This is a genomic window from Alistipes sp. HGB5 (assembly GCF_000183485.2).
GTDB classification, from domain to species: Bacteria; Bacteroidota; Bacteroidia; order Bacteroidales; family Rikenellaceae; genus Alistipes; species Alistipes finegoldii.
Genome location: NZ_AENZ01000021.1, coordinates 88,036 through 113,059 on the forward strand (window position 1 = coordinate 88,036; position 25,024 = coordinate 113,059).

The following is a 25,024-nucleotide window of genomic DNA, read 5'->3' on the forward strand; positions in this document are numbered from 1 at the left end:
GTTTCGGGTTTTATTTTACGAGGTAATTTTTCCTTTTGACCCGGTAGGCGATGTAGTAAAGCACGCAGAGCAGTGTCAGGTACTCGGAAATGCGGCCCAGATAGTCGCCGTATCGGGTGTAGAAGGTGAGTTCGGAGTTGAGGGGCACGGCGGCGGAGATCACGCCCCGCTTTTCCCAGCCGAGGGTCTCCCCGATGTCGCCGCGGGCCGATATGAAGCCCGACATGCCCGTATTGGCCGATCGGGCGATGGCGCGGCGGTGTTCGATGGCCCGCAGCCGCGAGATGGTGAACAGGTGCTTGTAACCCGGCGTGTCGCCCCACCAGCCGTCGTTCGAGATGATGGCCATGAACTGCGCTCCCCGGCGCACGAAATCGCCGTAGAAGTCGCCGTAAAGTCCTTCGTAGCAGATGGCCGGGCCCATGCGCATGCCGGCGTGCCCGAAGGCCGTACCGTGCTGGCCCATGCCGATCTGCCCCACGACGCCGCCCAAGTCGATGACCAGAAACTGCATGAGGTCGAAGATGACCGTCGGGGTGTTTTCCACGCCGATCACCAGCTTGCCTTTGTGGTGCAGCTGCGTGTGGCCTGCGGAGTCGAGTCCCACGGCCGTGTTGAAGTCGTCGTAGTAGCCTTCGCCGTAAGGGTTGCCCTCGGCCGTGCGGGGCTGCAGCCCCGCCGCGTAATAGCGGTTGGTGAAGGCCCCGGTGACGAGCAGCGCCTGCGGATGGCTGCTGCGGAGCGTGTCGGCCAGCTCCTGCCAGAACGGTCCCGGCTCGTTGTCGAACCGGGTCTCGGTGAGTCCCGGTTCCCAGTAATGTCTCGGCACGGCCGTTTCGGGGAGCAGGATGAACTGCGCTCCGGCGGGGACTTCCGTCAGCAGGTCGACGATGTTGCGCTCCTGCCACTCCGCGCGGCCGTTGAATTTGTCGTAACAGTCCACGTTGGGCTGGACGACGCTCACTTCGGCCGTCCCTTCGGCGGGCTGCTGCCAGCTCCACCAGATGCCCAGCGATACGGCGGCCGGGACGAGCAGCATGCCGGCCGCCGCGGCCCAGCGGGCCGCATTGCGCCGTGCGCGGATCGCCTCGAAGAAGAGGATATTGCAGAGCAGCACCCACAGCGAACCGCCGAAGACGCCCGTATATTCGTACCACTGCACGAGCCATGCCTCGTGCGAGAATCCGTTGCCCAGAATCAGCCACGGCCACGAAAACTCGCCGACCGTGTACCAGTATTCCGTGGCGATCCACCCTGCGACGAGCAGCGTGTAGGCCAAGGCCTTGGGTCCTTTTTTCGAAACCGTGTGAAACAACATGAAGGCGATCATGTTGAAGAATGTCGAAGCCAGCGTCGCCGCGACGGGACCCACGGGAGTCGCGTTCCATATCCACCACACCGTCGCGACGTTCCACAGCGCGAAGGTCAGCGCCGCCCAGCCGAACATGCACCGCCACGAACGGCGCGAAGCGTCGTACGACGAGCTGATCCATAGCAGCGGAACGAGTGCGAACGGCAGCGTGAGACCCGTTGCGCCGAGCCATCCCGGAGAGAGCAGAATGACCGATAGGATTGCCGCCGTCAGTTTACGAAACATGGTGTGTGATTTTTACGTGGGCAAAAGTAGTCAAATGGCCGCATATTTCAAAATATTTCATATTTTTGCATGAACATCTAAAAACTACTGATAAATGAAGAAATTTGCCTTTTTGTCGTGGGCGGTCGTCGCTGCGCTCTTTTTTACGGCCTGCGGATCTTCGCCGAAGGGTTACAGCGTCGTGGACGGCGTGATTGTTTTCGATGCCCCGGCCCGTGTCGAGGGCCAGCATTCGGTGCTGCGGCTGACGACCGATCCGATACCCGTCGTGCGGGTCGGATTCATCGGGCTGGGCATGCGCGGTCCGGGCGCCGTGGAGCGTTTCACCTACCTCGACGGCGTCGAGATCAAGGCGCTCTGCGACCTCTATCCCGACCGGGTCGAGAAGTCGCAGGAGATCCTTGCCGGCCGGAATCTCCCCGCAGCCGCGGCCTACAGCGGTGAAGAGGGTTGGAAAGAGCTTTGCCGGCGCGACGACATCGACCTTGTCTATATCTGCACCCCGTGGCAGCTGCATGTGCCGATGGCGGTTTACGCCATGGAGCACGGCAAGCATGTGGCCGTGGAGGTTCCCGCCGCCATGTCGCTCGAAGAGTGCTGGCAGCTGGTCGATACCGCCGAAAAGACCCAGCGCCACTGCATGATGCTCGAAAACTGCGTTTACGACTTTTTCGAGCTGACGACGCTCAATATGGCCCAGCACGGGCTGTTCGGCGAGATCATCCACACCGAAGGTTCGTACATCCACGACCTCGATCCGTTCTGGGAGCATTATCAGGGCAACTGGCGTCTCGACTTCAACCAGTCGCACCGCGGTGACGTTTACGCCACGCACGGACTCGGTCCGGCCTGCCAGCTGCTGGACATCCACCGCGGCGACAGGATGACCCGTCTGGTGTCGATGGACACCGAGTCGATCAACGGACTCAAAACCGCCAAGGAGAAGATGGGCGCCGAAACCTTCGCCAACGGCGATCAGACGCTGACGCTCATCAAGACCGAGAAGGGCCGTACGATCCTTTTGGAACACAACGTCTATACGCCCCGTCCCTACAGCCGCATGTATCAGCTTACCGGTACCGAAGGATTCGCCAACAAATATCCGGTTCAGGGCTATGCGTTCCGTCCCGAACAGCTTGCGGGCGAGCTTCCCGACCACGAGAACCTGAGCGGACATTCGTTCATTCCCGCCGAGGCCCGGAAGACGCTTATGGAGCGTTACAAGCACCCGATCGTCCGCGACATCGAGGACAAGGCCCGTCAGGTGGGCGGCCACGGAGGCATGGACTTCATCATGGACTACCGGCTGGTTTACTGCCTGCAGCACGGTCTTCCGCTCGATCAGGACGTTTACGACGCGGCCGAATGGTCCTGCATCGGCGCGCTGACGGCGGCTTCGCTCGAACATAACAACGCGCCCGTCGCCGTTCCGGATTTCACCCGCGGCGACTGGGCCAAAATCGACGGCTACCGCCACGCCATGGCGCAGTAACGGCTGGCGGCTGAAATTGAAGAAGCGGTCCGGATTTTTTTCCGGGCCGCTTTTTCGGTTGTGGCAATACCTTTGCAGCGGATCGGGAAACTTTAAAAACGATCTGTTATGAATGCTGTAAAGGAAGCTCCCGATTACCTGCACGACGAACACCTGTCTCAGGGAACCAAGACCTATCTGAACGTGTTGAACGGCGGCGGACCCGCCGTCGAGTCGCTGCCCGTGCCCGACGCGCGACGCGTGCTGGCCGATCTGCAGGCGGCCGTGCCGGTCGATCTGTCGGGCGTCGAAGAGTCCGAGCGGACCATCGAGAGCGAGGGGCGCACCCTGCGCCTGAATCTTGTGCGGCCGGAGGGAACCGGCCGGGAACGGCTGCCTGTTTTCGTCTTCGTCCACGGCGGCGGCTGGGTGCTGGGCGATTATCCGACCCACCGCAGGCTGGTGCACGATCTGGTCGCGGAGTCGGGTTGCGCGGCGGTTTTCGTCAACTATACGCCTTCGCCCGAAGCGCGGTTTCCGCAGGCCGTCGAGGAGATTTACATTGCCGTGAAATGGGTGGCCGAAAACGGCCGTGAGATAGGTGTGGACGGCAGCCGGCTGGCTCTGGCCGGCAACAGCGTCGGCGGCAATATGTCGCTGGCGGCGGCTCTTCTGGCCAAGGATCACGGCGGACCGCAGATCCGCACGCTGGTGCTGATGTGGCCGGTGACCGACGCCGGATATGATTGGGATTCCTATGCGGAGTATGGGCGTCAGCGGTTTCTGACCGCACCTCTGATGAAGTGGATGTTCGAACAGTATGTCTCGGACCCGGCGCAGCGCGGCAGCGACCTGATGTCGCCCGTGCGGGCTTCGGCCGAACGTCTGCGGGGGCTGCCGCCTACGCTGATCGCCGTCGCCGAGAATGATATCCTGCGCGACGAGGGCGAGAAGATGGGACGCCTGCTGGACGCGGCGGGCGTCGAGGTTACGACCGTGCGCTTCAACGGCGTGATACACGATTGGGGCATGCTCAACGGATTTGCCGGACTGCATCCTACGCGTACGCTGGTGCGGCTGGCAGGAGCGGTGCTCCGCGATTATCTGAGGGAATAGCGGTCCGCCGGGAGCGGAGGAGGGACCGGCGGAAACGGCCTGAACGGAGAATCGGCGGGACGGCTGGAAACGGCTGGCGCGGCTGGATCGAAGGATCGGCTGAATCGAGGGATCGGCAGGAGCGGAATGCCGGCGGGAGAGGCGCTGCCGGCGGAACGGCTGAGGCGGTGGGGCGGAAACGGCGGACGGTCGTCAGCGCCGGACTCCTCCCCGCGACAAGACCTCTTCGAAGTAGGCGATCGTCTTCAGCAGTCCGTCGCGCAGCTGGATCGTCGGTTCCCAGTCGCCGAGCATCTTGTGGGCGAGGGTGATGTCGGGTTTGCGCTGCTGCGGGTCGTCCGACGGCAGGGGCATGCGGATGATTTTCGATTTGGAGCCGGTGAGTTCGAGGACGATGTGCGCCAGCTCGGAGATCGTGAATTCGTTCGGGTTGCCGATATTGACCGGCCCCGTGAAGTCGTCGGGCGTTGCGGTCATCATGCGCAGCATTCCCTCGATCAGGTCGTCGATATATTGGAAACTGCGGGTCTGCTCGCCGTTGCCGTAGATGGTGATCTGCTCGCCGCGCAGCGCCTGCACGATGAAATTCGAAACCACGCGGCCGTCGTTGATGTCCATTTTCGGGCCGTAGGTGTTGAATATGCGGACGATTTTCACCGGAACGCCGTGTTCGCGGTAGTAGCTCATGAAGAGCGACTCGGCGCAGCGTTTGCCTTCGTCGTAGCACGAGCGCAGTCCCAGCGGGTTTACGTGTCCCCAGTAATCCTCCGGCTGGGGATGGATCAGCGGGTCGCCGTATACTTCGGAGGTCGAAGCCTGCAGGATTTTTGCGTGGTTGCGGTTGGCGATGGCGAGCATGTTCATGGCGCCTATGACCGAGGTCTGCGTCGTCTTGATCGGGTCGTGCTGGTAGTAGATCGGCGATGCCGGGCAGGCGAGGTTGTAAATCTCCTCGACTTCGGCCATATAGGGGTAGACGATGTCGTGGCGGATGACTTCGAAGTTGGGGTGTTTCAGCAAATGGCGGATGTTGCTCTTGTGTCCCGTGAAGTAGTTGTCGATGCAGATGACGTCGTTGCCCTCTTTAAGCAGGCGTTCACACAGGTGGGAACCGATGAATCCGGCACCACCGGAGATGAGTATTCGCTTCATTGGCACGAAATAGTTTTGATTAAGGCGTGTAAATGTACGATTTTTATTTTGAATAAGTTATATTTGCACGCACAAATCGTTACAAGATAACACAAAATGGGTCGAAAAGGCGTCTTTTGTCTGCTCTATTTTCTGGCTGTCGTCTTTACCGGACTGCTGCTTGCCGCCGCTGTGCTGAGCTGGCGCGCGTCGTTCGTTTCGCCGGAACAGGGCGGGTTCTGGGCTACGATCGCCCTGCTGCTGCCGGTCGTCCTGCTGGCCAATCTGGCCGCATTGGTCTGGTGGCTGATCCGCCGCAGGTGGATCGTCGCGCTGATGCCGCTGGCGGCTTTGCTTCTGAATATGGGCTACGTCTCGTCCATGATCCAGCTGCCCGACTTCAACGCGCCCGCCGGGTCGCACGACATCCGCATCGCCACGCTCAACGTAAACGGATTCCGCCAGCTAGGCCCTAAGTCCATCACCGCGGCCGCCGTGGCCGAGATGATGCGCCACGAGCAGGTCGATGTGTTATGTTTGCAGGAGTTTCTCGACGACGGCGAGTTCCCGGCCGACAGCATCGGCGCACTCTTTTCGCGCCGGATGCCCTATTTCGTTTCCGAGGGCAACGGAGCCGTCGCCAGCCGCTATCCGATCCTCGACTGCAAATACGTCCGGTTTCCCGATACCAGCAACGACTACCTGCGCGCCGACCTGCTCGTGGAGGGAGATACGCTGCGCATTTTTTCGGTGCATCTCCAGACTTCGGGCATCGCCCAGCTGCGCCGCCGCTTCCAGAAGGACTACAACCGGGAAGCCCCGGTCGATTCGATGCTCGGCGCCGTGGACCGCAACAGCCGGATTCGTGCCGCGCAGGTGCGTGAAATCCGCGCCGAGACGGATGCGTCGCCCTATCCGGTAATTCTGGCGGGCGACTTCAACGATACTCCCTCGTCATATACCTACCGCGAGATGAAGGGTGCTCTGACCGACGGTTTCCGCCGGTGCGGAAACGGGTACGGCGGCACTTTCCGCTATCTGGGCGGATTGCTGCGTATCGACTATGTCTTCTATGACGACACCTTCGAGTGCGTTCGCTATTACATGCCCTCCGAAGTGGTCAGCGACCATAAGGTCGTGATCGCAGAACTCCGGTTCAAATAGATTTCGGCTTTCGCGGCTTTCCCCGTCTCTGCATTGGTCTGTATCGGCGCGGAGTGGCGGGCGTTTGTGCGGCTGGTCTTATTGCTGGCGATGGCCGGGGTGGCGGTACGTTTGCGCCGCCGCTTTTCGGCCGGGGTGCAAAAAACAGACGCGGAGCGCGGTTCGGGCCGGGCTTCGCGTCTGCTGTTGCATATCGGTTTCGTGCGCGGAGTGCACCTCGGCGCGTTACGGTCGGGCGATGCCGCCGCTGGTGTCCTCCACGGTTTCGGACCGGGGCTGCTCCTTGGCGATCGTGAAGGTGAAGGTCGAACCCTCTCCCTCCGCCGATTCGATGGTCAGCTCGCTGCCGTTGCGCCGCGTGAGGTCCTGCACCAGTTGGAGACCCAGACCCGATCCCTCTTCGTTCTTGGTGCCGTAGGTCATGTAGTGGATTTCGGGGTTGAGCAGTTTGGGGATGTCCTCCTCCCTGATGCCCGTGCCGAAGTCGCGGACGCTGATGCGTGCGTGCGTCGGCGTCTCGCGCACCGAGATGATGATGCGTCCGCCCTCGTTGCTGTACTTGATGGCGTTGGACATCAGGTTGCGCATGATCGTCTTGACCATGTCCACGTCGCAGTTCACCGAAATCGGACCGGGAATGTCGTATTCGACGGAGATGCTCTTGACCTGCGCCACGAGGTCCGACATTTTGCTGGCGAAGACCACCACTTCGGAGATGTCCACCTCCTGAAAGACCGAATTCATGCGTCCTGTCTGGCTCTTGGTCCATTTCAGCAGGTTGTCCAGCAGCATGAAGGTGCTTTCGGTGATGTTGTTGCCCATGGTCACCATTTCGAGGTTTTCCTCGCCGATCTGCTCCGGGGTGAGGTTCATCAGGAGCATGTTGAAGACCATCTTGAGCGTCCCGATGGGCGAGCGCAGGTCGTGGGCGATGACCGAATACATCTTGTCGCGCGCATCGACCGTGGCCTGCAGTTCGTCGCGCTGCTGCATAATGGTCCGCTGCGCCGCGGCCAGATAGATATGGTGGGTTACGCGGGTGATCAGCTCTTCGTGGTTGAACGGCTTGGAGACGTAGTCGCTGGCCCCCAGCTTGAAGCCTTTGACGATGTCTTCGGGGTTGTGGAGCGCCGTGAGGAAGATCACCGGAATGTCCTGCGTGGCGGGGTCGGCCTTGAGGTGCTTGATCACTTCGTAACCGTCCAGATCGGGCATCATGATGTCGAGCAGGATCAGGTCCGGAGCCTCTTTCGACGCTTTCTCTATCGCTTCGTAACCGCCCGACGCCGTGACGATCTTGTACTTGGCGCGGCTCAGCACGGCTTTCAGCAGCATGATGTTGGTCGCGATGTCATCGACGGCGAGGATCGTGTAATCCTCCGGTTTTATGGCGATGTTTTTCATGGGGAACGACTTTTTACAATGCAAATATAGTATTATTTTTCGCTCGTTATCAAAAACTTCAGGCCCTTTTGGCTTTTTCCCAAGCGCCCCGTCCCCGATGGGTCGCGAGGTAGGCCGTGCCGCGGAACACGTTGAGGTTCATGAAGAGAAAGTAGTAGGGGATGAACAGCAGGCGGCTGCGGCGTCCGCTGCGTTCGAGCGCCCGGCCCGCGAGCGCAGCGAGGTAGAAGGCGCACTGCAGGGCCAGCGTCACGACGTAAAGCGTCGGATGCCCCGACCACAGCAGGGCGACGTTGAGCGGCAGCAGGGCGACCAGCACCACGGGCGTCAGCGTCCAGCGCAGCACCCGGTGCGAGACGTACTGGAACCAGAGCACGCCGTAGCGGAACGGATTGAGCAGTTTGCGCAGCCGCCAGACCGATTGCAGGCCGCCGGCCGCGATGCGTTTCTTGCGCTTGCCCTCCTCGCCCATGTCGGCCGAGGGCGTCTCCAGCGCGTACGCCTCCTTGCAGTAGGCGATTTTGTAACCCTGCGACGCGATCAGCATCGAGCAGACGAAATCGTCGAGCAGCGTGTCTTCGGGCAGTGTCTGCCACAGTCCGCGTCGCACGGCGAACAGTTCGCCCGCGGCTCCGACCGCAGAATAGAGCCGGTAGTCCAGCTCCTTGAGTTTCGATTCGTATTTCCAGTAGACGCCTTCGGTGGCGGCGGCTCCCGCTCCGCCTGCGTCGGCCACGCGCTTCTCGCCCGCCACGCACCCGACCTGCGGGTCCTCGAAACAGCGGACGATCTCCGTCACGGCTTCGAGATTGAGCATCGTGTTGGCGTCGGTGAAGACCACGAGCGGCGTGCGGATGTGTTCCAGCGCGCGGTTCAGCGCCGCGGTCTTGCCGCCGCGCCGTGCGTCGTGCAGAACGGTCGCGTCGGGGTAGGCCGCCAGCAGTTCGACCGTCCGGTCGGTCGAGCCGTCGGTGATCCACGTTATGCGGAGTTTGCTGGCGGGATACTCCAGCGCGCGGCAGTTGGCCATCTTTTCGGCCACGATCTCCTGTTCGTTGTAGGCGGCGATCAGCAGCGTCACTTCGGGCGCCTCGGTCGGAACTTTGTACCGGCGCGCAGGGCGCAGGGCTTCGCGGATTTTCACCAGCGTCCACAGCAGGATGCCGTAGCCGAGGTAGGTGTAGAAGACGAGGAAAACCCCCGCCCAGAAGAGTATGGCTATGGTCGTCATGCTTCGAAAAGTTCGGTTAATACCTGTTTCATCTGCCTGTCCCACGAGAGGGTGCCTTCGACCGACGCGCGGATCTGTTCCGGAGTGAGGTTCACGCCGTCGCAGAAGCAGACGAGGGCCGCGATGTCGAGCGGCGTGTCGTCGGCCGGGGCCTTCATCACGTAGGGCATGCCGTCGAAGTCGCTGTCGTTCTCGGAGTAGACGAACGGGATGCCGCGTGCGGCGTATTCGCGGTTTTTGAGGGTCTTGATGCGGGTGATGCCGTTGCGGTGGCGGCCCAGACTGGCTATGCCCATGTCGCACCACTCGAATTCGGCGTCGAGTGCCGCACCCGAACGGGGTCCGATCACTTCGGCGTATTCGCTCAGCCCGTACTCCTCGATCGTGCGGCGGTAGCCGTCGATGAGCGACTCGATGCCGTCGCCCGCGATGCGCAGGCGGACGATGCACTGGTGGGGGCCGGCGTAATAGACTTTCAGGCCCTCGATCACGCGGTCCAGACCGTGCCAGAAGTGAATGTTCGCCACGGCCAGCAGCCTGATTTCGTGGGGGCTGCCGTGCCGCTGCGTCTTGAGCGGGATGCTCCGGAAGTCGATGCCGTTGGAGATGCGGATTGTCGGCCGGCCGAAGATTTCGGGGTCGTCGGAGAAGGTCACGATGCGGTCCACCCAGCGGGCCATCCGGCGGCGGAAGGTGCGGTCGATGCGCAGTTTCAGCCTGCGCACGAAGGGGGATTGCGCGAATTCTGCGTCGTAGGGGTAGGTCGGTATTTCGAGCGCGATGCGCACGCCGAGTTTTTTGACTTTGCGCAGCCAATGGATCAGCACCGGGCTGGCGTTGTGGTCGTGGCGGATGTAGAGGAACTCCACGCCCTCGTCGCGGATGTGGCGCGTGATGTCGCCCAGCGACACCCGTTTGGCGACCTTGGCCCGCAGACCCTGCCCGAACGTGCGGATCGCACGCCCGCCGACCATACGGCGCTGCGTGCCGTCGGCCGCGATTTCGAGGTGGCACAGCTCGACGTCGGCGCCGTTCCGGCGCAGGGCGTCGCATTGGGAGAAGATCTTCTTGCTGATGCCGCTATGGGCCGAGAAGCCGTGGAAAACGACGAATAATCCTTTCATTGAGTTATCGGTTTTTGCGGGAGAGGAGACGGAGGGCGGTTCCTTTCAGGTCGTATTCGCCGCTGAGCTGGATGTAGAGCAGCCATACGGCCAGCGCCGCGGCGCCTTTCGCCGCAAGCGACACGAGCATAGGCATCGGCGGCAGCAGCCATTCGACGGCCGCCAGCGGCAGGCAGACGAGCGCCGAGAGCAGCAGGGGCGAGAGGAAACTGCGCCAGAAGGCGCCCCAGCCCGTGCGCAGCGTCAGGCAGAACAGCGCGTGGTAGCACTGGATGAAGTTGATTGCGAACGAGATGCAGATGCACCACGCCACGGCTTGGGTCGTGCCGAAGGCGAAGATGCCGGTGCATATGGCCGCCGTGTTGAGCGCCGCCGAGAAGAGGCCGCAGAAGAAGAGCATCCGTGTGGCGTTGGCCGCTTGGAAAATCGAGCCTGAGGTGGACATGACGATCTGGATGCCCACCGAGAGCGCCAGAATCCGGAATACCGGGACCGAAGGCTGCCACTGGTCGCCGAAGATGATGAGGACCAGCTCCTGCGCCGTGAACCACAGCACCACCGAGAGGGGCAGGCCGATCAGCGCCAGCAGGCGGACGACTTTGCGGTACGAGTCCGCCAGTTTGCGCAGGTCGTTCTGCATCTCCGAGAAGATCGGGTGCATGACGGGCGATACGACGTAGGCGATATTTTGCAGCGGCAGCATCATCAGCCGGTACGATTTGTCGTAGTACCCCAGCTGCGAAAGGCTCATGTAACGGCCCATCAGCAGCTTGTCGAGGTTGCGGCTGAAGTAGTTGAGCAGCTGGAACGAAAACTGGTAGGCCGAGAACGAGAACACCTTGCCGATGGCCGCCTTTCCGGGTTTGAGGTGCACCGAAAGCGGATTCTGGCGGTAGTTTATCACGAAGAGCATCAGGCTCGAAAATACCGGGTTGATCGTCAGCGCGTAAATCCCCGCGCCGGCATAGGCGGCGGCGATGGCCGCCGCGCCGCCGACGACCTGCACCGAGAGCGATCGCACGGCAGCGAATCTGAATCGCTTCTCTTTGAGTATGAGTCCGTTGGGGACGATATTCGCCGCGGCGAAAAAGAGGTTTGCGGAGAGTATGCGCAGGATGTTGCGCAGTTCGGCCGAATCGTCGTAAAACGAGGCGATCAGCCCCGATGCGGCGAAGAAGAGCAGCGCCATGACGGCTCCGGACCACAACGTGAGCGAGAAGATGCCGCCCAGATCGCGTTTGTCGAGATTCTTGTGCTGGATGACCGCCGGGCCGATGCCCAGATCGCTGAAGATGGCGAAGAAGGCGATGACCACGGTGGCGATATTCACCACGCCGAACTCTTCGGGGGTGAACAGGCGCGCCAGCACGCCCGACACCACGAGCGTCACCACGATGCCGGCGTATTTCGCGATCGAGGTGTAGAAGACGCCCGAAGCCAGCTGACGCCCTACCGTATGGGGTTGTTTATTGTCGTTTTCCGTCATAAAGTCGTTCGTAAAGCCCGCCGTACATTGCGGCGATGCGTCCGATGCCGAAGTGTTCCTGCGCATAGGCGCGGTTGCGGGCGCCTTGGTCCGTCGCCGAGAGGCGCGCGGCCCGTTCCAGCGCGATATCCACCGACCGCGGGTCGGCGGGATCGAATGCCGGGTTGCCCGTCTCGGCGAGCAGGCCGCCGATGTTGCCGCTGGCGGGACCCGTCACCACGCGTCCGAAGCTCAGCGCCAGCGGGACGTTGCCCGAATTGAGGATGTCCGTCCGCTGGATGAAAACCACGTCGGCGGCGGCGAGGTAGCAGGGCAGCTGTTCGTCGGGAATCAGCGGTTCGGGCGAGGTGATGCGGCTGTCGAAGAAGCCTTCGGCGCTATGCGCCGCGGCGTAAAGCAGGCGTCCGGCGAGCCGTTTCAGCCCTTTGAACCGCGATCCGCGCCGGGTGTAGGGCCACAGGCGCGGCGCGAGCAGGAATTTGGCCGGGTAGTGCAGTCGGCGGAACGCGCCCCATACCAGCCTGCGCTCCTCCGCGTGGCGGAACGCCCCGAAGGCCAGCACCACCAGCCGGTCGGCCGGGATGCCGAGCGCGCGGCGGCCTGCGTCGCGCGTAATGTCCATGTCGTACAGCCCTTCGTAGATGTGGTGCGGGATCATGACCTGCAGCTGCTCCGAATCCGGATGCGCCGCCGTGAATTCCCGGAGGCTGCAGTCGCCCAGATGTACGATGGCGTCGGCATATCTTTCCACTAGTCCGTAAGCCTCTGCCACGAGCGGATTGCCGTGGTGCGGCAGGGTGTTGTGACGGGTGTATATCAGCGGTATTCCGTTGTTTTTCAGCGTCTGGAGCTGCTGTTCGAGAGTATCGACGTCGGCCGGAGCCGGAGCCTTCCAGCGGAACAGCTCTTCGGGCCATTGGAGGTGTACGATGTCGTAGTCCGCGGCGTTGCTGCGGAACTCTTCGACCGAGCACACGACCTCGTATCCGCAAGCGCGGATGCCGTCGGCGAGCAGCCGCACGAAAGGGTTGTCCGAAGTGCCGGAAGCCGTATAGACGATCAGAATCTTCATGCGCCGGTTAGATTTTCACCCATGTCTGTTTTTCGGGGTCGTAGCATTTGATGACGCGCGCCGGGTTGCCCACGGCGACGCTGTAGGCGGGAATGTCCTTCGTCACGACGCTCCCGGCACCGATCTGGCAGCGTTCGCCGATCGTGACCCCCGCCACGACCACCGAATTGGCTCCGATGTGCGATTCGCGGCCGATCACCACCTCCTTGCGGACGAGCTTCTGCTCGTTCGAGTCGCGCGTGCCGTCGGCGTAGCCGTGGTTGAAGCCCGATATGAAGACGTGCTGTCCCAGTCCGGCGCGGTCGCCCATGCGCACGGGGCCGATGACCACCGACCCGATGCCGATGCGGGCCGCGTCGCCGATCAGGACGTCTCCGGCGCCGTTGTTGACGACCGCATAATCTTCGATCAGGGCGTCGCGTCCCACTTCGAACCGCCGCCACGGAAAAACGTCGAGCCGCGCATGACGGCGGATCAGCGCACCCCGGCCCTTTTTGTGAACAAAAGGGTTTACGAACCAGCGCACCCAAAGCCGCGGACGCGGGTGTTTGTGAGGCGAAATCAACCCGATGACGAACTTTTTCAGCCGGGGATTGTCTTTGATTTTGTCAATCATAACCACAAAGATAGCAAACTTCTGCGATATACGTAACTCCGTTGTGCGAAATCCGGTGTGTTATGGCGCAGTTTTTGGCATATTTCCATAAAATTCCGGGCTTTTTTGTTTGAAAATTTGGCGGAATTGAATATATACGCTACTTTTGTTCCAGCGACACTTTTATCGGATGATCCGACTTTTTGAATTATGAAAAAAATTCTCCTTTTCGCCGCCGCTGCACTGAGCTTTGCAGGGTGTGCCGAAGATGCGCCGACTCCCGGACCGGCAGACGATGCCGGAAAATTCGCGGAGATGAGCGTCCCTTCCTCGTTCGGTTGGAAAACGACGGCTTCGGTCGCCTGTAATTTCACCGCTCCGCAACCCACCCGCGTATATGTGGCTGCCGAGCAGGGGGCCGAGCCTTTCGCTTCGTTTATGGTCGGCGGCGACGCCGATCCGGTGAAGCTCAACGTGCCGGCCGCGACGCGGACGCTCTGTGTGAGCTGCCGGACCGAAAGCGGCGTTTCGCCGCAGGTGGCCGTTCCCGTGACTTCCGACGGCGCTTTCTGCTCTCTCGATCCGAAAGCGGCGAGCGGCACCCGCGCCGGAATCGGTAATGACGACGAAGCCAGCGTCGATGAGGGGCTGATCTACATCCCCGCCCGCTGGAACGGATGGGGCACGCTGATGTTCGAGGACCTCTGGCCCGCTTACGGCGACTTTGATTTCAACGATTTCGTCGTCAACTACAAGATCCAGCTCTACATGCAGAACAAGAACAAGGTCGATGCGATGCTGATCGGCGTCCGTGTGAAGGCGGTCGGCGGTTCCATTCCCTACGATTTGTGTCTTGCGATGAAGGGCGTCAAGGGCGGCGAGATCGACCAGATCGAACCCTACAACAGCAAAAACGCTCCCGAAGCGGAGTTGGTCGCGCTCAACTCTCCGAATTACGTCAAGGAGCCGGCGGTGCTGAAGTTCCTGAACATCCGTGAAAACGCCAACCGCCCTGCGGGTGCCGCCTATGTAAATACGGAGGAAGGCTATGAGATGCCCGAAGACCGGCTTGCCGAGGCTTCGTTCATGGTCTATTTCCGCAATTCGATCGCCATCGAGGATGTGGCTTTCGATACGTTCGATTTCTTCCTGACCCGCGACCGGGAATCGGACGGCCGCCGCATAGAGATCCACCGGGGCGGTTTCGAGCCTACGCCCGCCGCGACGGCCGACTACAATGCGCTGGCCGGACAGAGCGCCTATACCGACAGAGCCGGCCGCTTCTACTATTCGAACGACGGGCTGGTCTGGGCGATCAATATTCCCTTCGACATTCAGCATGCCTACGAGAAGACCGATTTCCTGAAGGCTTATCCCCAAATGCTCGAATGGGCGCAGTCGGGCGGCGCGGTGGCGCAGGAGTGGTATCTGCACGGCGTGGAGAAGCACCTCGTGAAGAGAAAATAAGACCGCAAATACCGGAAACGGAAAAGGAAGGGCAACGCCCTTCCTTTTTTTATCGGCCGCTTCGGCCTGTTCCGCCCGCCGCTCCGCCGATTCGGGGCGGCGGGCGGGTTTGCGCTCTATCTGCCGAGCGATTCGTAAAGCGCCAGCAGCTGCCGGGCCGTCTCTTCCCAAGAGAAGAGTTTGACCCGTTCGAGTCCGTAGGCGACCTGTTCGGCGCGGAACGCCGGATCGGTTTCGAGGCGCAGCAGGGCGTCGGCGATCGCCGTCGGCGAAGTCGGATCGACGAGAATTGCTCCCGGACCGGCCACTTCGGGGATCGCCGAGGTGTTCGACGTCACCACGGGCGTGCCGCAGGCCATCGCTTCGAGCTGCGGAATTCCGAAACTCTCGCGCAGCGAGGTGTAGAGGAACGCCGATGCGCCGTTGTAGACGGCCGGGAGGTCGCCGTTGGGGATATACCCCGGCAGACGGAGCATCCCGCGCAGTTCAGGCGCGCCGATCTCGCGCAGAATCTCCTCCGCGGCCTGCTCCCTCAGGTCGGCGACCAGCAGCGGCAGGGGTTTCTCCGAGCGGCGCACGTACTCGGCGTAGGCGCGCAACGTGCCGGACGTGTTCTTCTTGGGGTCGGTGTTGCCCAGAAAGAAGATGTAGCCGGGATCGGAGAGGTATTTGCCGACGGTCCGCGCCACATCGTCCAGCGGCCGGAACCGTTCGTTGTAGCCGTTGTAGATGGCCGTGATCCGTTCGGGATCGAGACCGAGGGCCGTGCGGATGCGGTCGCATTCGAATTGCGAGACGGTGATGATCTTCCGGCACTTGGGCAGGATGCGCGGCACGACCAGCCGGCGGTAGATGCGTCCCAGCGACTGGTAGGACGACTTGTTGCGCGAAGCCTGCTTTTCGAGGAAGATGATGTCGTGCAGCGTCAGCACCAGCGGAGTGCGGCCCCATACGGGCGCCGTGTTGCTCGTGCAGTGCAGCAGGTCGGGTTTGACCCGCGCCACGGCGCGCGGCAGCGCCCACTGCTCCCAGAGCGGATAGGTCGGGCAGCGGAGCGTCTCGATATGCATGTTGGGCGTCTCCTCCAGACAGCGGTCCCCGCCTTCGCCCGTGAAGATGAAGTATTCGTTTTTCGTGTCGATCTTCTGCAGGCAGCGGATGGTTTCGAGCGCCACGAAGTCCATGCCGTGTTTGTTGGGGCGGAAGATGCGCTGTGCCTCGATTGCTATTTTCATGGTTCGGTCGGGGTGTTGGCACCGGGAGCGTTGCCGCCGGCCCCGGTGTGTTCGGTGTGGATGAATTTGTCTTTGGTGCCCCGCAGGCGGAAAAGGTTGGCTGCGGTCAGCAGGAACAGTACGGGCATGCGGCGCAAGGCGCGGCCCAGCTGCCGGTCGGTCTGCTCGTCGGGGAGCGCCAGCGCCAGCGCGAAGAGCAGCAGGAGCAGTACGATCCACCATTTTATCGAGCCGAGGGGATCGAATACGGTCATCGCGGCCGTCCAAAGCGGCACCAGCCCCATCAGCAGGATGCGCGGCGGCAGGCACCATTGCAGGAGTTTGTCGCAGTAGTCGAGGTTGCCCGCGGCGATTGCGCCCGGCAGCTGCCGGACGGCCGACCCCAGCGCGTAGAACTGCGCGGCGATCCATCTGCGCCGCTGGTTGTAGTAGGCGCCTTCGCCCTGCACCTTCTCGTCCAGCACGCGCAGGCCGTCGATGTAGTCGATGTAGATGCCCTGCCTGAGCAGCAGCGCTTCGAGTTCCTTGTCTTCGCCCGACGTGGTGCAGCGGGCGATGTTGTCGCGGAACCACTTGTATTCGAAGGCCATGCCCGAACCGATGAGCGCCGAGGAGAGTCCCAGCGCCACGTGTCCGCGGCGGAATATGGCGTTGTTGATCTCTTCGCTCGCCGCATCCAGCACGGCGGTGTCGGTGTCGCGGTTCTTGGCCGTGCGGTGGGCCTGTACGGCTTGCACGCCGCTGTCGAAGACGTCGTTGAGCCGGGCGATGAAATCTTCGCCGGCCAGATTGTCGGCGTCGAGGATCGTGACGGCTTCGGCGGCTTCGGGTCCCAGCTCTTCGACCGCGAAATTCAGCGCCTTGGCCTTGGAGCTGTTTTCGAAGGAGACCTCCAGCACGCGGATCGGCAGCGTGCGCAGTTCGGCCAGCGTTTGGGGTTTCAGCCGGTCGGCGATCACGACCACCTCGTGCAGCTGTGCGGGATACTCCTGCCGCAGGGCCGCCTGCGCCGTGCGGACGATCACCGCATCGCTTTTGTAGGCGGGAATCAGCGTCACGAACTTCCGCCGGCGTTTGGCCTGCGGATAGTCGTCCATGCTTTTGCGCGTCGAGAAGAGCGCGAAGACGAAAAGATAGAGCACCGGAAGTCCCAGTACGAAGATGAAAATCCAGTCGGCTATGTTCAGAAGAGTCGTCATGCCTGCTTGTTTTTCAGGGTGAAGAAGTCGCGTACGCCCCGGCATACGGCTTTCGCGAGGTCGCCGCGCCGGTGCGCGAGCGCCGAGACGGCGTTTTTGGGCGCCGCTATGCAGAGCTGGTAGGCGACCGAAAGCAGCCGCGCGCCGCCCCGGAGGTTGCGCCATGCGAAGAGCAGCCGGTTGCGGGTCAGGCAGTAGCTCCGCAGGGGGCTTTGTTGGCCCGTGGTCGCGCTCTCCTTGTGGAATACCGTGCAGCGGGGATCGTAGACGATGCGCCGGCCCTGTTCGCGGATGCGTACCGACCAGTCCAGCTCCTCGTAATAGAGGAAGTAGATCTCCGGCATCGGTCCGGCTTTTTCGAGCGTTTCGCGCCGGACCATCATCGCCGCGCCGTGCGCATAGGGCGTGTCGTGCGGGGTGTCGTACCGCCCGTCGTCGGGTTCCCCGAAGCCGATCAGGGCGTTGCGCAGCGTGATGCGCGTCAGGGGCGTGTAGCCCGCGAACTGAATATGCTGCGGAGGAGCGAAAAACCGGATTTTCGGACAGACCGCGCCGATCGAGCGGTCGTTGTCGAGGGTTTCGCGGAGGTAGTGCAGGGTGTCCTCGGTGACTTCGGTGTCGTTGTTCAGCAGCAGCAGATAATCGCCCGTCGCCGCCGCGAATCCGAGGTTGTTGCCGCCGGCGAACCCTAAGTTGCGTTCGCTGCGCAGCACCTTGACGTCGGGGTAGCGTTCCCGCAGCGGGGCCGCTTCGTCGCGCGTTGAGCCGTTGTCCACGATCACGATCTCCAGCGGAGTCGTGACATGCCGCCGCAGCGAGTCGATCATCGCGCAGGTGAGGTCGTAGCCGTTGTAATTGACCGATATGACCGATATCCGCCTCTCCATCATTCGTAATTTTCCCGCAGAGGGGGCTGTTGTGCCGCGGTCGCCTTGTCGAGAATCTCCTTGCGCGATAGCTCGCGGTCGAAGCGCGGCGCGAGGAAGATGAAGCCCATGCTCATGTAGAGGATGGCGCCCGTGGGTATCTGTCCCAGAATCTCGTTGGCGTAGGCCATGACGACGATGCCGGAAATTCCGGCCGTGAGCGCCGCCGTGAATCCCCTGAGCTGCGTGTTCCGCAGCTTGAAGACCACCAGATAGGCGCCCCGCGCCAGTATGTAGAGCAGGATGCCGATGTGCAGCAGGATGCCCACGACGCCCGTTTCGACCCAGATCATCACGAACCACGAGTCGGTCGGAATCTGTGACAGCGGCGCGGTCGGGGTGAAAGTCTTGGCTTTGCCGCCGCCGTGCCCCAAGCCTGCGCCGAAGGGTTTGTCCGCCATTATTTCGCGCAGTTTGGCCTGATTTTCAAGACGGACCTTGAAAGACGGATCTTCCGAGTTGAAGGCGCTGCGCGCACGCCGGACCAAGGCGTTGCCCTGCCCGATCGAGGTGAACTTCAGGAAGACGAACGCCGCGATGACCAGCAGGACGCCCATGACGATGACTTTGATGTTGCGCGACATCATGATGAAGGCCGTGTAGCCGACGAACGGCACGGCCAGCGCGCTGCGCGTGCCCGAAATCAGCATGCCGTAGCAGGCCGCGGCGGCGACCAGCAGCAGGTATATCTTCATCCACGGATTGCGGTAATAGAGCGCCGAGATCGAAAAGACGACCATCGAAAGTCCCATCGAGCCGCCGAAGTTGGCGGCGTCGCTGAAGAACGAGAAATACCGGACCCCGCTGTGGATGATGTGCGTCGAGCGTCCGCCGAGAACGAACAGCCAGTAGTTTTCGGCGGCGTTGAAGCCGAAGAACTTCTGGATGCAGGCTTTGCCCACGGCGATCAGCGTCAGGACGGACCAGATGACGAGCATGTATTTCAGGTACTTGTATTCGTTCATCGTGAGCTGGGTGAGCACCACGATAAAGAAGAAGTAGAACGCCACGGACCTCACGGACGAGAACCATCCCGAAACCGAAACCGATTCGGGGTTGACCACTTCGAGCACGCAGTACGCCACCCAGATCGCCGCGACGACGGTCAGCCCGGAGCTGGCGCGTTTCCATTCGATGCGGTGCATCATGGCCTGCAGGCTTATTATCAGGATGTTGTAGAATATCAGCGCATCGAGGATCATGCCGAACGGCAGGTCGTGGGCGTAACGGGTCAGCCCCATGATGAAGTAATTGATCACGAACAGTCCGAGCATCGCCAGCGCAGGATTGCGCAGCGTGACCCACAGGATGCAGAGTGCGGCGGGAATGGCGGCGACGACGGTCCCGGCGAGCAGTCCGTAGTTGAGGAAAGCCATGGCGACCACGGCCACGCCGCCGACGAGCATGCCCCCGATGATGAACCGGGGGATGCTGACGGGTGTGGTTATGCTGCCGTAGCGTTCCATAGCGGGCTTTTTTTGAGACGGATAACGGGCTGCGCTTTTATTTGACGGCCGTGAATCCGAACTGGCTGATCTGGTAACCCAGTCTGCGCATGCGGGTGTAGGGCGGCATCAGCCCCGTGAAGGACTGCACCACGTCGCGGCGCGCGCAGTTGAGACAGAGGGTCACGGGCGTGCGGCCCGCGAGTTTCTCGGTTTTCTCGAAAAGCAGCTGGTCCGTATCCTTCCACGTGCGGTTGGCTGGGGCAATGACGATGTTCAGCGCGGCGTTCCGCAGCAGCTCCTTGGGTACCGATTTGTCGGAGAAGGGCGGGTATTCCACCAGTACGACGTCGGCTTCGCAGAGCGGAAGGTCACCCGGTCTGTCCTGCACGAAATCTTCGAGTTTTCCGGCGAGCAGGTAGGATTTCTGCTCGACGTCGAAGTCCTTGTTCCATGAGATCACGCGGACTTTCATGTCGGCTTCGCGCAGATAGGCGGCCACCTGTTCCGAAATCGTGCTCTTGCCGTCGCCGGCCTCGGTGCTCAGTATGTTGAGTATGTTGGGCCGGCGCGACGGCTCGAAATAGTTGATCGCCGCGTTGCCGATATAGCGCGCCGCGATTTCGCGGTACTGCTTGGCGTAGCGCCGCTGTCCGAAGCGTCCTTTGCCGGGGAAAGCTCCGATGACCCTGCCGCCGGTGATGCGCTCGGCGCGGACCTTGTCGCGCAGCGTGCGGTCGAGCAGTTCCAGCAGGATGAAGAATCCCAGCACGAAGAGGAACGTGGCGAGGAACGCCGCGGCCACGACAAGCCTGCGCTTGTTCGGCTCGGCGTTGATCGGGAGCACCGGCGGGTTGATGATCTTGAGCGTCGCCGAGGTCATCTGCAGGTTTTTCTGGCGCAGGCGGGCCGTGTTGAGGGCCGTGAGGATCGAGAGGTAAGACTGCTCCGAGAAGTTGATCTCGCGGCCTTTGCGCTTAAGCGTCGAACCCACGGGCGAGAAGTGGGTGTACTTGTCGTCGAGTTCGGTCTTGCGCAGTTTCATGACCGCCAGCTCGGCCCGCGATTTCTCGGCGAGCAGTACGGCGGCGAGCCACTCCGCCACGATCGAGTTGGTCGAAAGCCCCTCTTTGGTGTACTGCTGGCTGGCGATGTTGGTCGTTATCTCCTGCAGGTTGCGGGTCTCCTCGGCCAGTTTCCTGCGCAGGTCGCCCGTATTGCTGCGACTGGCCGCTATGCTCGGACGGTCGGAGAGCGTCTCGCCGCTCTCGGTGGGCGCCGGCTGGAAAGCTTCGGCCGCCGAAATGCGCGAGTAGAGACTGCCGATCGTATGGAGCTTCTCGATGAACTGCGCATTGTTGTGGAAGGTCTGCAACCCTTCGAGTTGCTCTTCGATCGACTTGCGCAGTTTCTCGGCGCTCTCGAAGTTGAGCAGGATCTCCTCGTAGCGCAGTTCGTAGTCGCGCGACAGGGCGGCGATATGCTTGGTCTGCTCGTCGTAGTTGATCACCTTGTGCTCGACGTTGTAGTCGCGCAGCGAATCCTCCAGCTCTCGCAGGTTCTTGCCCACGCGGGCCAGTTCGGACTCGAAGTAGGCGATCACGTTGTTCGTCTCGCCGAAGCGCAGGTCCCGGTACTGCTTGACGAATTCGTCGTTGAGGATCACCAGCGTGTTGTAGACGATGTACGGGTCGTCGTTCTCGTAGCTGATTTCGAGCATGTCGCTGCTGGTGACGCGCTTGACCTTGATCTGGCTCAGCGCCTGATAGCTGTAGTAGGGCGGGTTCCAGTGGAACATGCCGTATACGTGGTTGTCGTGGTCGGCCTCCTCAAATCTGCGCAGGTTTTCGAGCGTCTTCTCCTCGGAGGTGCGGTCCACGAGGTCCATGACCTCCTTGGGGGTCCGGTTCAGCAGGTACCGGGAGGTGCGGGCCGTCAGGTACTGGTTGTCGTTGTCCGGATCGAGGTGCGTGAGTCCCTGCGCGTAAAGGCGCATCGAGACGTTCTTGAGCGTGCTCTGCGACAGGATGATGTTGATCAGGTTGTCCATCGCGTTGTTGATGATGTTCCAGTCCTGACGCGTGCCTTCGGTGGTGGTGATGTCGTAGCCCGAAACGATGCCCGTGTAGACGGTCGTCATGGATTTGTAGTTGCGGGGCTGGGCGCCCATTTTGAAGAAGACGGCCAGCGCTACGACTGTCGGAGCGAGGATCAGCCACCACTTGATGCGGTAGAGAAACCGGGCGGTATAAGCGATGTAATTCATGGACTATTCGGTTTTAGGGGCTTGGGGGGCGGTTGCGGGCGCCGGTTTGCTGATGATCGGCGTTCGGGTGAGCACTTCGAGCGTCAGCAGGGCGTTGTTCAGGCTCCGGCGGACCTCTTCATACTCGCGGATGGCCACGTTTTCGATGTTTTTCTGGCGGCTCAGCGTCTGGGCGTCGAGTTTGCCGTTGATGAAGTCGGCTTCGCTCAGGCGGTACTGCGCCTGCGCCGTGACCATGGCTTCGACGGCGCTCCGCAGGACCGAAAGCTGCTGGACGGCCAGCGTGTATTGCTGGATGACCTTGATGCGCTGCTCTTCGAGCCAGCGTTCCGTGTCCAGCTCGACCTGTTCGATGCGCCGTTTCTGCTGCTTGATCTTGTTGCGGCGGTTGAATATCTCGTCGATCGGCAGCGAGAACGACGCTCCGACGTTCCACCAGCTCTGCTCGCGGCCCGTGGTGGTCGTGGTCCAGATCTGGTTGCTGTTGTCCTGATAGTTCTGGTTGTAGATGTCCGACGAGCCGTAATTGTAGTTGGCGTTGATCTTGAAGTAGTGCTGCCAGTTGCGGCGCACGTTCTTCAGTTCGCGCTCTTGTATCTCGACGGCTTTGTTGTAATACTCCACCTGCGGCGTATTGCGTGCGTTTTCGAGCAGCTGGTGCAGCGGCGGCAGTTGCAGGCCGATGTAGTCGTCAGGCGAAAGCTGCAGGTCGCTGTATTCGAATTCGAAGTCGGGGGAGTTGCCCTGTGCCGTCGCGGCGACGGCAGCCAGCAGCAGCCATAGTGTGAAGACCGCTCTTTTCATAGTTGCTGTTTTTATACGTTTTCTTTCTGTATGAACGCCGTGAGTGTGCGCAGAATTATCTTCAGGTCGAACCACGGCGACATTTTGCGGGCGTACTCGATGTCGAGCTGCTTGCGCTGTTCGGGCGAGAGCTTGCCCGCCTGTCCGCGTTTCTCGACCTGCCACAGGCCCGTGAGGCCAGAGGGGCACATGAAACGTTCGATATATTCGTCGCTCGTGAGGCGTTCGGCTTCGTAGAGCGGCAGCGGGCGGTTGCCCACCACCGACATGTCGCCCCGCAGGATGTTGAAGAGCTGCGGCAGCTCGTCGATGCTGTATTTGCGCAGGAAGCGGCCCAGACGGGTGATGCGGGGATCGTTCTCGATCTTCACGAAGGCGTTTTCCTGCTCGGTCTCGACCTTGTGGTGGTGGGTCTCTTCGGCGATCACGAAGTCGTCCGCATACAGCATCCCGTTTTGGGTGTCTTCCAGCAGTCTGCGCATCTCTTCTTCGCCGAGGACCATTTTCCCCGAATCGGCCTCCTGCGGCTGGGCGGCGTACTGGTTCAGTTCGCCCAGCTCTTTGAGCCGCCGGTCGGCGTCGGTGCGCATCGAGCGGAATTTCAGGAAGTCGAAAATCCGGTAGTTGCTGCCGACGCGCTTCGATTTGTAGACCACCGGTCCGGGGCTATCGAGTATGATGGCTGCCGCCACGACGATCAGCAGCGGCGAGAGCAGGAGGATCGCCGAGAGCGATGCCGCGATGTCGAAGGTCCGTTTCCAGAGCGGCATGCGGAAAATCTGCACTTCGGGGCTGTTCTGCGCGACGGGCTTGTGCGTGAAGGCGTAGTCGCCCATGAATTGCAGCATGCGCAGGAAATCCTTCCGCGGCATGTCTCCCGCAATGGCGCTGTTCACCCCTGCGCGCAGGTATTCGCGGCGTTCCCTTTCGGTCAGTTCCCGCGAGGTGATGAGCACGATGCCCCCGCCCGGCCACGAATTGAGGAGCCGGATATCGGAGAGGTCGGCGGCCGGGTCGCGCTGTTCGTAGAGGATGAACGCATGATCCGTCCTGAGCGACGTCAGCGTGCGCATCGCCGAGCCGATGTCCCCCACGACGTACATCCTGCCTTCGACCATTTCCGAGAAGCGGGCCGTGTGGCTGCCTTTGCCTTTGATGTAGATGACGGGGTATTTCAATCGAGAATCTTTTTAATGCGTATTTTGAGCTCCTGCGGGTTGAACGGTTTGACGATGTAGTCCTCCGCGCCCTCTTCCAGCAGGCGGATGCGTTCCGAGGTGCTGTCCTCGCTCGAAAGCATCACGACCGGGATCTGCTTGAACAATTCGTTGTGTTTGAGGTATTCCAGAAATTCGTCGCCGCGCATTTCGGGCATGCGGATGTCCGAGATGATCAGGTCCGGCATGTGGCCGGCGAGCAGCCGTTTGATGGCGTGCAGCGGATTCTGCACGTAATGGCAGTCGTAATCCGCTTGGAGGTATGCGTAAAGAATTTTGGCGATCTGCTCCTTGTCGTCTACGATCAGTATTTGTTTCTTGTTCATGTCGGTTCGTTCGTTGCCGTGGGTGTGTCGCAGCTATGTCTCTCCGCTTCCGGTGCGTGCCGCAGGGGGCATGCGGGCCGCCTGCGGAGGGTCTGGCCTGAGTTTCGACAGTAAATGTAGTAAATATTCGCTATGAGTCACTTTTTTCCCGTTGCAAATATCGGAAAAATATTTGTCATTATGAACTTTTGAGGTAATTTATAACGCAAAAACGCCCGGATTTCCATGCTCCCGGACTGCGATGATATTAATTTTTTCCGGAAATACTATGGTGTTAATCAAAAAAAATGGTAGTTTTGTGCAATTGTCCGGACTTTCCGCATCCGGACGGTTTTGTTAAACCGATGAAGCGATGGAGTGTAACGAATGCGTAAATTCCGACGACGGCCGTCCCCGGTTACTCGTTGCTGAGGATAATCCGAGTAATTTCAAACTGGTAGAAGTGCTGCTGCGTCGTGATTACGAACTGGTGCATGCATGGGACGGCCGGCAGGCCGTCGATATGTTCGCCGAAGTACACCCCGATCTGGTATTGATGGATATCAACATGCCCGTTATGGACGGTTACGACGCGCTGCGGCTTATCCGCGAGCGTGCTCCCGACATTCCCGTCATCGCACTTACGGCCTATGCTTTCGAAACCGATCGTCAGCGTATGTTTCAGGCCGGATTCAACGAATGCCTTGCCAAGCCGCTGCGTGCGGACGAGCTTCGCAGCCGTATCGCTTCGCTGCTTTCGCGGTAAAAG

Annotated in this window: 21 protein-coding genes; 5 read left to right on the top strand and 16 right to left on the bottom strand. The window is 61.2% G+C overall.

The genetic code is table 11. From position 1 onward, the window contains the following. Positions 1 to 10: 10 nt before the first annotated feature. Positions 11 to 1,597: an apolipoprotein N-acyltransferase gene (gene lnt, locus HMPREF9720_RS03680; RefSeq protein WP_009596891.1), complete on the bottom strand. Its 1,587-nt coding sequence runs from the start codon at positions 1,595 to 1,597 to the stop codon at positions 11 to 13. A gap of 94 nt (positions 1,598 to 1,691) precedes the next feature. On the opposite strand from lnt, the gene HMPREF9720_RS03685 reads away from it, so the two are divergent. Then, a complete protein-coding gene (locus HMPREF9720_RS03685; RefSeq protein ID WP_009596889.1) occupies positions 1,692 to 3,089 on the top strand; it encodes a Gfo/Idh/MocA family protein in 1,398 nt (465 codons plus the stop codon). Between the two features lie 108 nt (positions 3,090 to 3,197). Then, entirely contained in the window at positions 3,198 to 4,184 is a 987-nt protein-coding gene (locus HMPREF9720_RS03690; RefSeq protein ID WP_009596783.1) for an alpha/beta hydrolase, read from the top strand. A 192-nt stretch (positions 4,185 to 4,376) separates the two neighbouring features. Here the strand turns inward: HMPREF9720_RS03690 and HMPREF9720_RS03695 are convergent, their stop codons facing one another. Beyond that, positions 4,377 to 5,336 carry a UDP-glucuronic acid decarboxylase family protein gene (locus HMPREF9720_RS03695; RefSeq protein ID WP_009596861.1) on the bottom strand — a complete coding sequence of 320 codons (960 nt, stop codon included), beginning with the start codon at positions 5,334 to 5,336 and terminating at the stop codon, positions 4,377 to 4,379. Positions 5,337 to 5,432: 96 nt separating this feature from the next. On the opposite strand from HMPREF9720_RS03695, the gene HMPREF9720_RS03700 reads away from it, so the two are divergent. Continuing rightward, positions 5,433 to 6,479 (top strand): endonuclease/exonuclease/phosphatase family protein, encoded by a 1,047-nt coding sequence (locus HMPREF9720_RS03700; protein ID WP_009596834.1) that lies wholly within the window; start codon positions 5,433 to 5,435, stop codon positions 6,477 to 6,479. A 225-nt stretch (positions 6,480 to 6,704) separates the two neighbouring features. On the opposite strand, the gene HMPREF9720_RS03705 is transcribed toward HMPREF9720_RS03700, so the two are convergent. From HMPREF9720_RS03705 to HMPREF9720_RS03730, 6 genes are read right to left on the bottom strand one after another with little or no spacing between them, the layout of a single operon-like run. Next, positions 6,705 to 7,883, bottom strand: a complete 1,179-nt coding sequence (locus tag HMPREF9720_RS03705) for a hybrid sensor histidine kinase/response regulator (RefSeq protein ID WP_009596917.1) — start codon at positions 7,881 to 7,883, stop codon at positions 6,705 to 6,707. 58 nt (positions 7,884 to 7,941) lie between these two features. Further along, positions 7,942 to 9,114, bottom strand: coding sequence for a glycosyltransferase family 2 protein (locus HMPREF9720_RS03710; protein WP_009596854.1), 1,173 nt, complete (start codon positions 9,112 to 9,114; stop codon positions 7,942 to 7,944). Further along, a complete protein-coding gene (locus tag HMPREF9720_RS03715; protein WP_009596781.1) occupies positions 9,111 to 10,238 on the bottom strand; it encodes a glycosyltransferase family 4 protein in 1,128 nt (375 codons plus the stop codon). Before HMPREF9720_RS03715 ends, HMPREF9720_RS03710 begins: the two co-directional genes overlap by 4 nt. Positions 10,239 to 10,242: 4 nt before the next feature. After that, a complete protein-coding gene (locus HMPREF9720_RS03720; protein WP_009596856.1) occupies positions 10,243 to 11,724 on the bottom strand; it encodes a lipopolysaccharide biosynthesis protein in 1,482 nt (493 codons plus the stop codon). Next, positions 11,705 to 12,796, bottom strand: a complete 1,092-nt coding sequence (locus tag HMPREF9720_RS03725) for a hypothetical protein (protein WP_009596793.1) — start codon at positions 12,794 to 12,796, stop codon at positions 11,705 to 11,707. Before HMPREF9720_RS03725 ends, HMPREF9720_RS03720 begins: the two co-directional genes overlap by 20 nt. Positions 12,797 to 12,803: 7 nt before the next feature. Further along, the gene (locus tag HMPREF9720_RS03730; protein ID WP_009596901.1) at positions 12,804 to 13,412 is read right to left on the bottom strand and encodes an acyltransferase; all 609 of its coding nucleotides are present in this window, start codon (positions 13,410 to 13,412) and stop codon (positions 12,804 to 12,806) included. A 189-nt stretch (positions 13,413 to 13,601) separates the two neighbouring features. Here HMPREF9720_RS03730 and HMPREF9720_RS03735 point away from each other — a divergent pair, with 189 nt between their 5' ends. Next, positions 13,602 to 14,858 (top strand): LruC domain-containing protein, encoded by a 1,257-nt coding sequence (locus tag HMPREF9720_RS03735; RefSeq protein ID WP_009596824.1) that lies wholly within the window; start codon positions 13,602 to 13,604, stop codon positions 14,856 to 14,858. Positions 14,859 to 14,974: 116 nt separating this feature from the next. Here the strand turns inward: HMPREF9720_RS03735 and HMPREF9720_RS03740 are convergent, their stop codons facing one another. From HMPREF9720_RS03740 to HMPREF9720_RS03775, 8 genes are read right to left on the bottom strand one after another with little or no spacing between them, the layout of a single operon-like run. After that, positions 14,975 to 16,093, bottom strand: coding sequence for a glycosyltransferase family 4 protein (locus tag HMPREF9720_RS03740; protein WP_009596817.1), 1,119 nt, complete (start codon positions 16,091 to 16,093; stop codon positions 14,975 to 14,977). Beyond that, on the bottom strand, positions 16,090 to 17,292 hold the full coding sequence (locus HMPREF9720_RS03745) for a glycosyltransferase (protein ID WP_009596888.1): 1,203 nt from the start codon (positions 17,290 to 17,292) through the stop codon (positions 16,090 to 16,092). Before HMPREF9720_RS03745 ends, HMPREF9720_RS03740 begins: the two co-directional genes overlap by 4 nt. Continuing rightward, on the bottom strand, positions 17,289 to 18,182 hold the full coding sequence (locus HMPREF9720_RS03750; RefSeq protein WP_009596914.1) for a glycosyltransferase family 2 protein: 894 nt from the start codon (positions 18,180 to 18,182) through the stop codon (positions 17,289 to 17,291). The genes HMPREF9720_RS03745 and HMPREF9720_RS03750 overlap by 4 nt, the downstream gene beginning before the upstream one ends. Continuing rightward, the gene (locus HMPREF9720_RS03755; RefSeq protein ID WP_009596791.1) at positions 18,179 to 19,684 is read right to left on the bottom strand and encodes an O-antigen ligase family protein; all 1,506 of its coding nucleotides are present in this window, start codon (positions 19,682 to 19,684) and stop codon (positions 18,179 to 18,181) included. The genes HMPREF9720_RS03750 and HMPREF9720_RS03755 overlap by 4 nt, the downstream gene beginning before the upstream one ends. A 37-nt stretch (positions 19,685 to 19,721) precedes the next feature. Beyond that, positions 19,722 to 21,929 carry a GumC family protein gene (locus HMPREF9720_RS03760; protein WP_009596915.1) on the bottom strand — a complete coding sequence of 736 codons (2,208 nt, stop codon included), beginning with the start codon at positions 21,927 to 21,929 and terminating at the stop codon, positions 19,722 to 19,724. Positions 21,930 to 21,932: 3 nt separating this feature from the next. Continuing rightward, positions 21,933 to 22,733, bottom strand: coding sequence for a TolC family protein (locus tag HMPREF9720_RS03765; protein ID WP_009596895.1), 801 nt, complete (start codon positions 22,731 to 22,733; stop codon positions 21,933 to 21,935). Between the two features lie 11 nt (positions 22,734 to 22,744). Beyond that, entirely contained in the window at positions 22,745 to 23,911 is a 1,167-nt protein-coding gene (locus HMPREF9720_RS03770) for a sugar transferase (protein ID WP_009596870.1), read from the bottom strand. Next, on the bottom strand, positions 23,908 to 24,276 hold the full coding sequence (locus HMPREF9720_RS03775; RefSeq protein ID WP_009596804.1) for a response regulator: 369 nt from the start codon (positions 24,274 to 24,276) through the stop codon (positions 23,908 to 23,910). Before HMPREF9720_RS03775 ends, HMPREF9720_RS03770 begins: the two co-directional genes overlap by 4 nt. A gap of 352 nt (positions 24,277 to 24,628) precedes the next feature. Between HMPREF9720_RS03775 and HMPREF9720_RS03780 the strand changes: the two genes are divergently transcribed. Beyond that, positions 24,629 to 25,021, top strand: coding sequence for a response regulator (locus HMPREF9720_RS03780; protein ID WP_009596922.1), 393 nt, complete (start codon positions 24,629 to 24,631; stop codon positions 25,019 to 25,021). Positions 25,022 to 25,024: the final 3 nt, after the last annotated feature.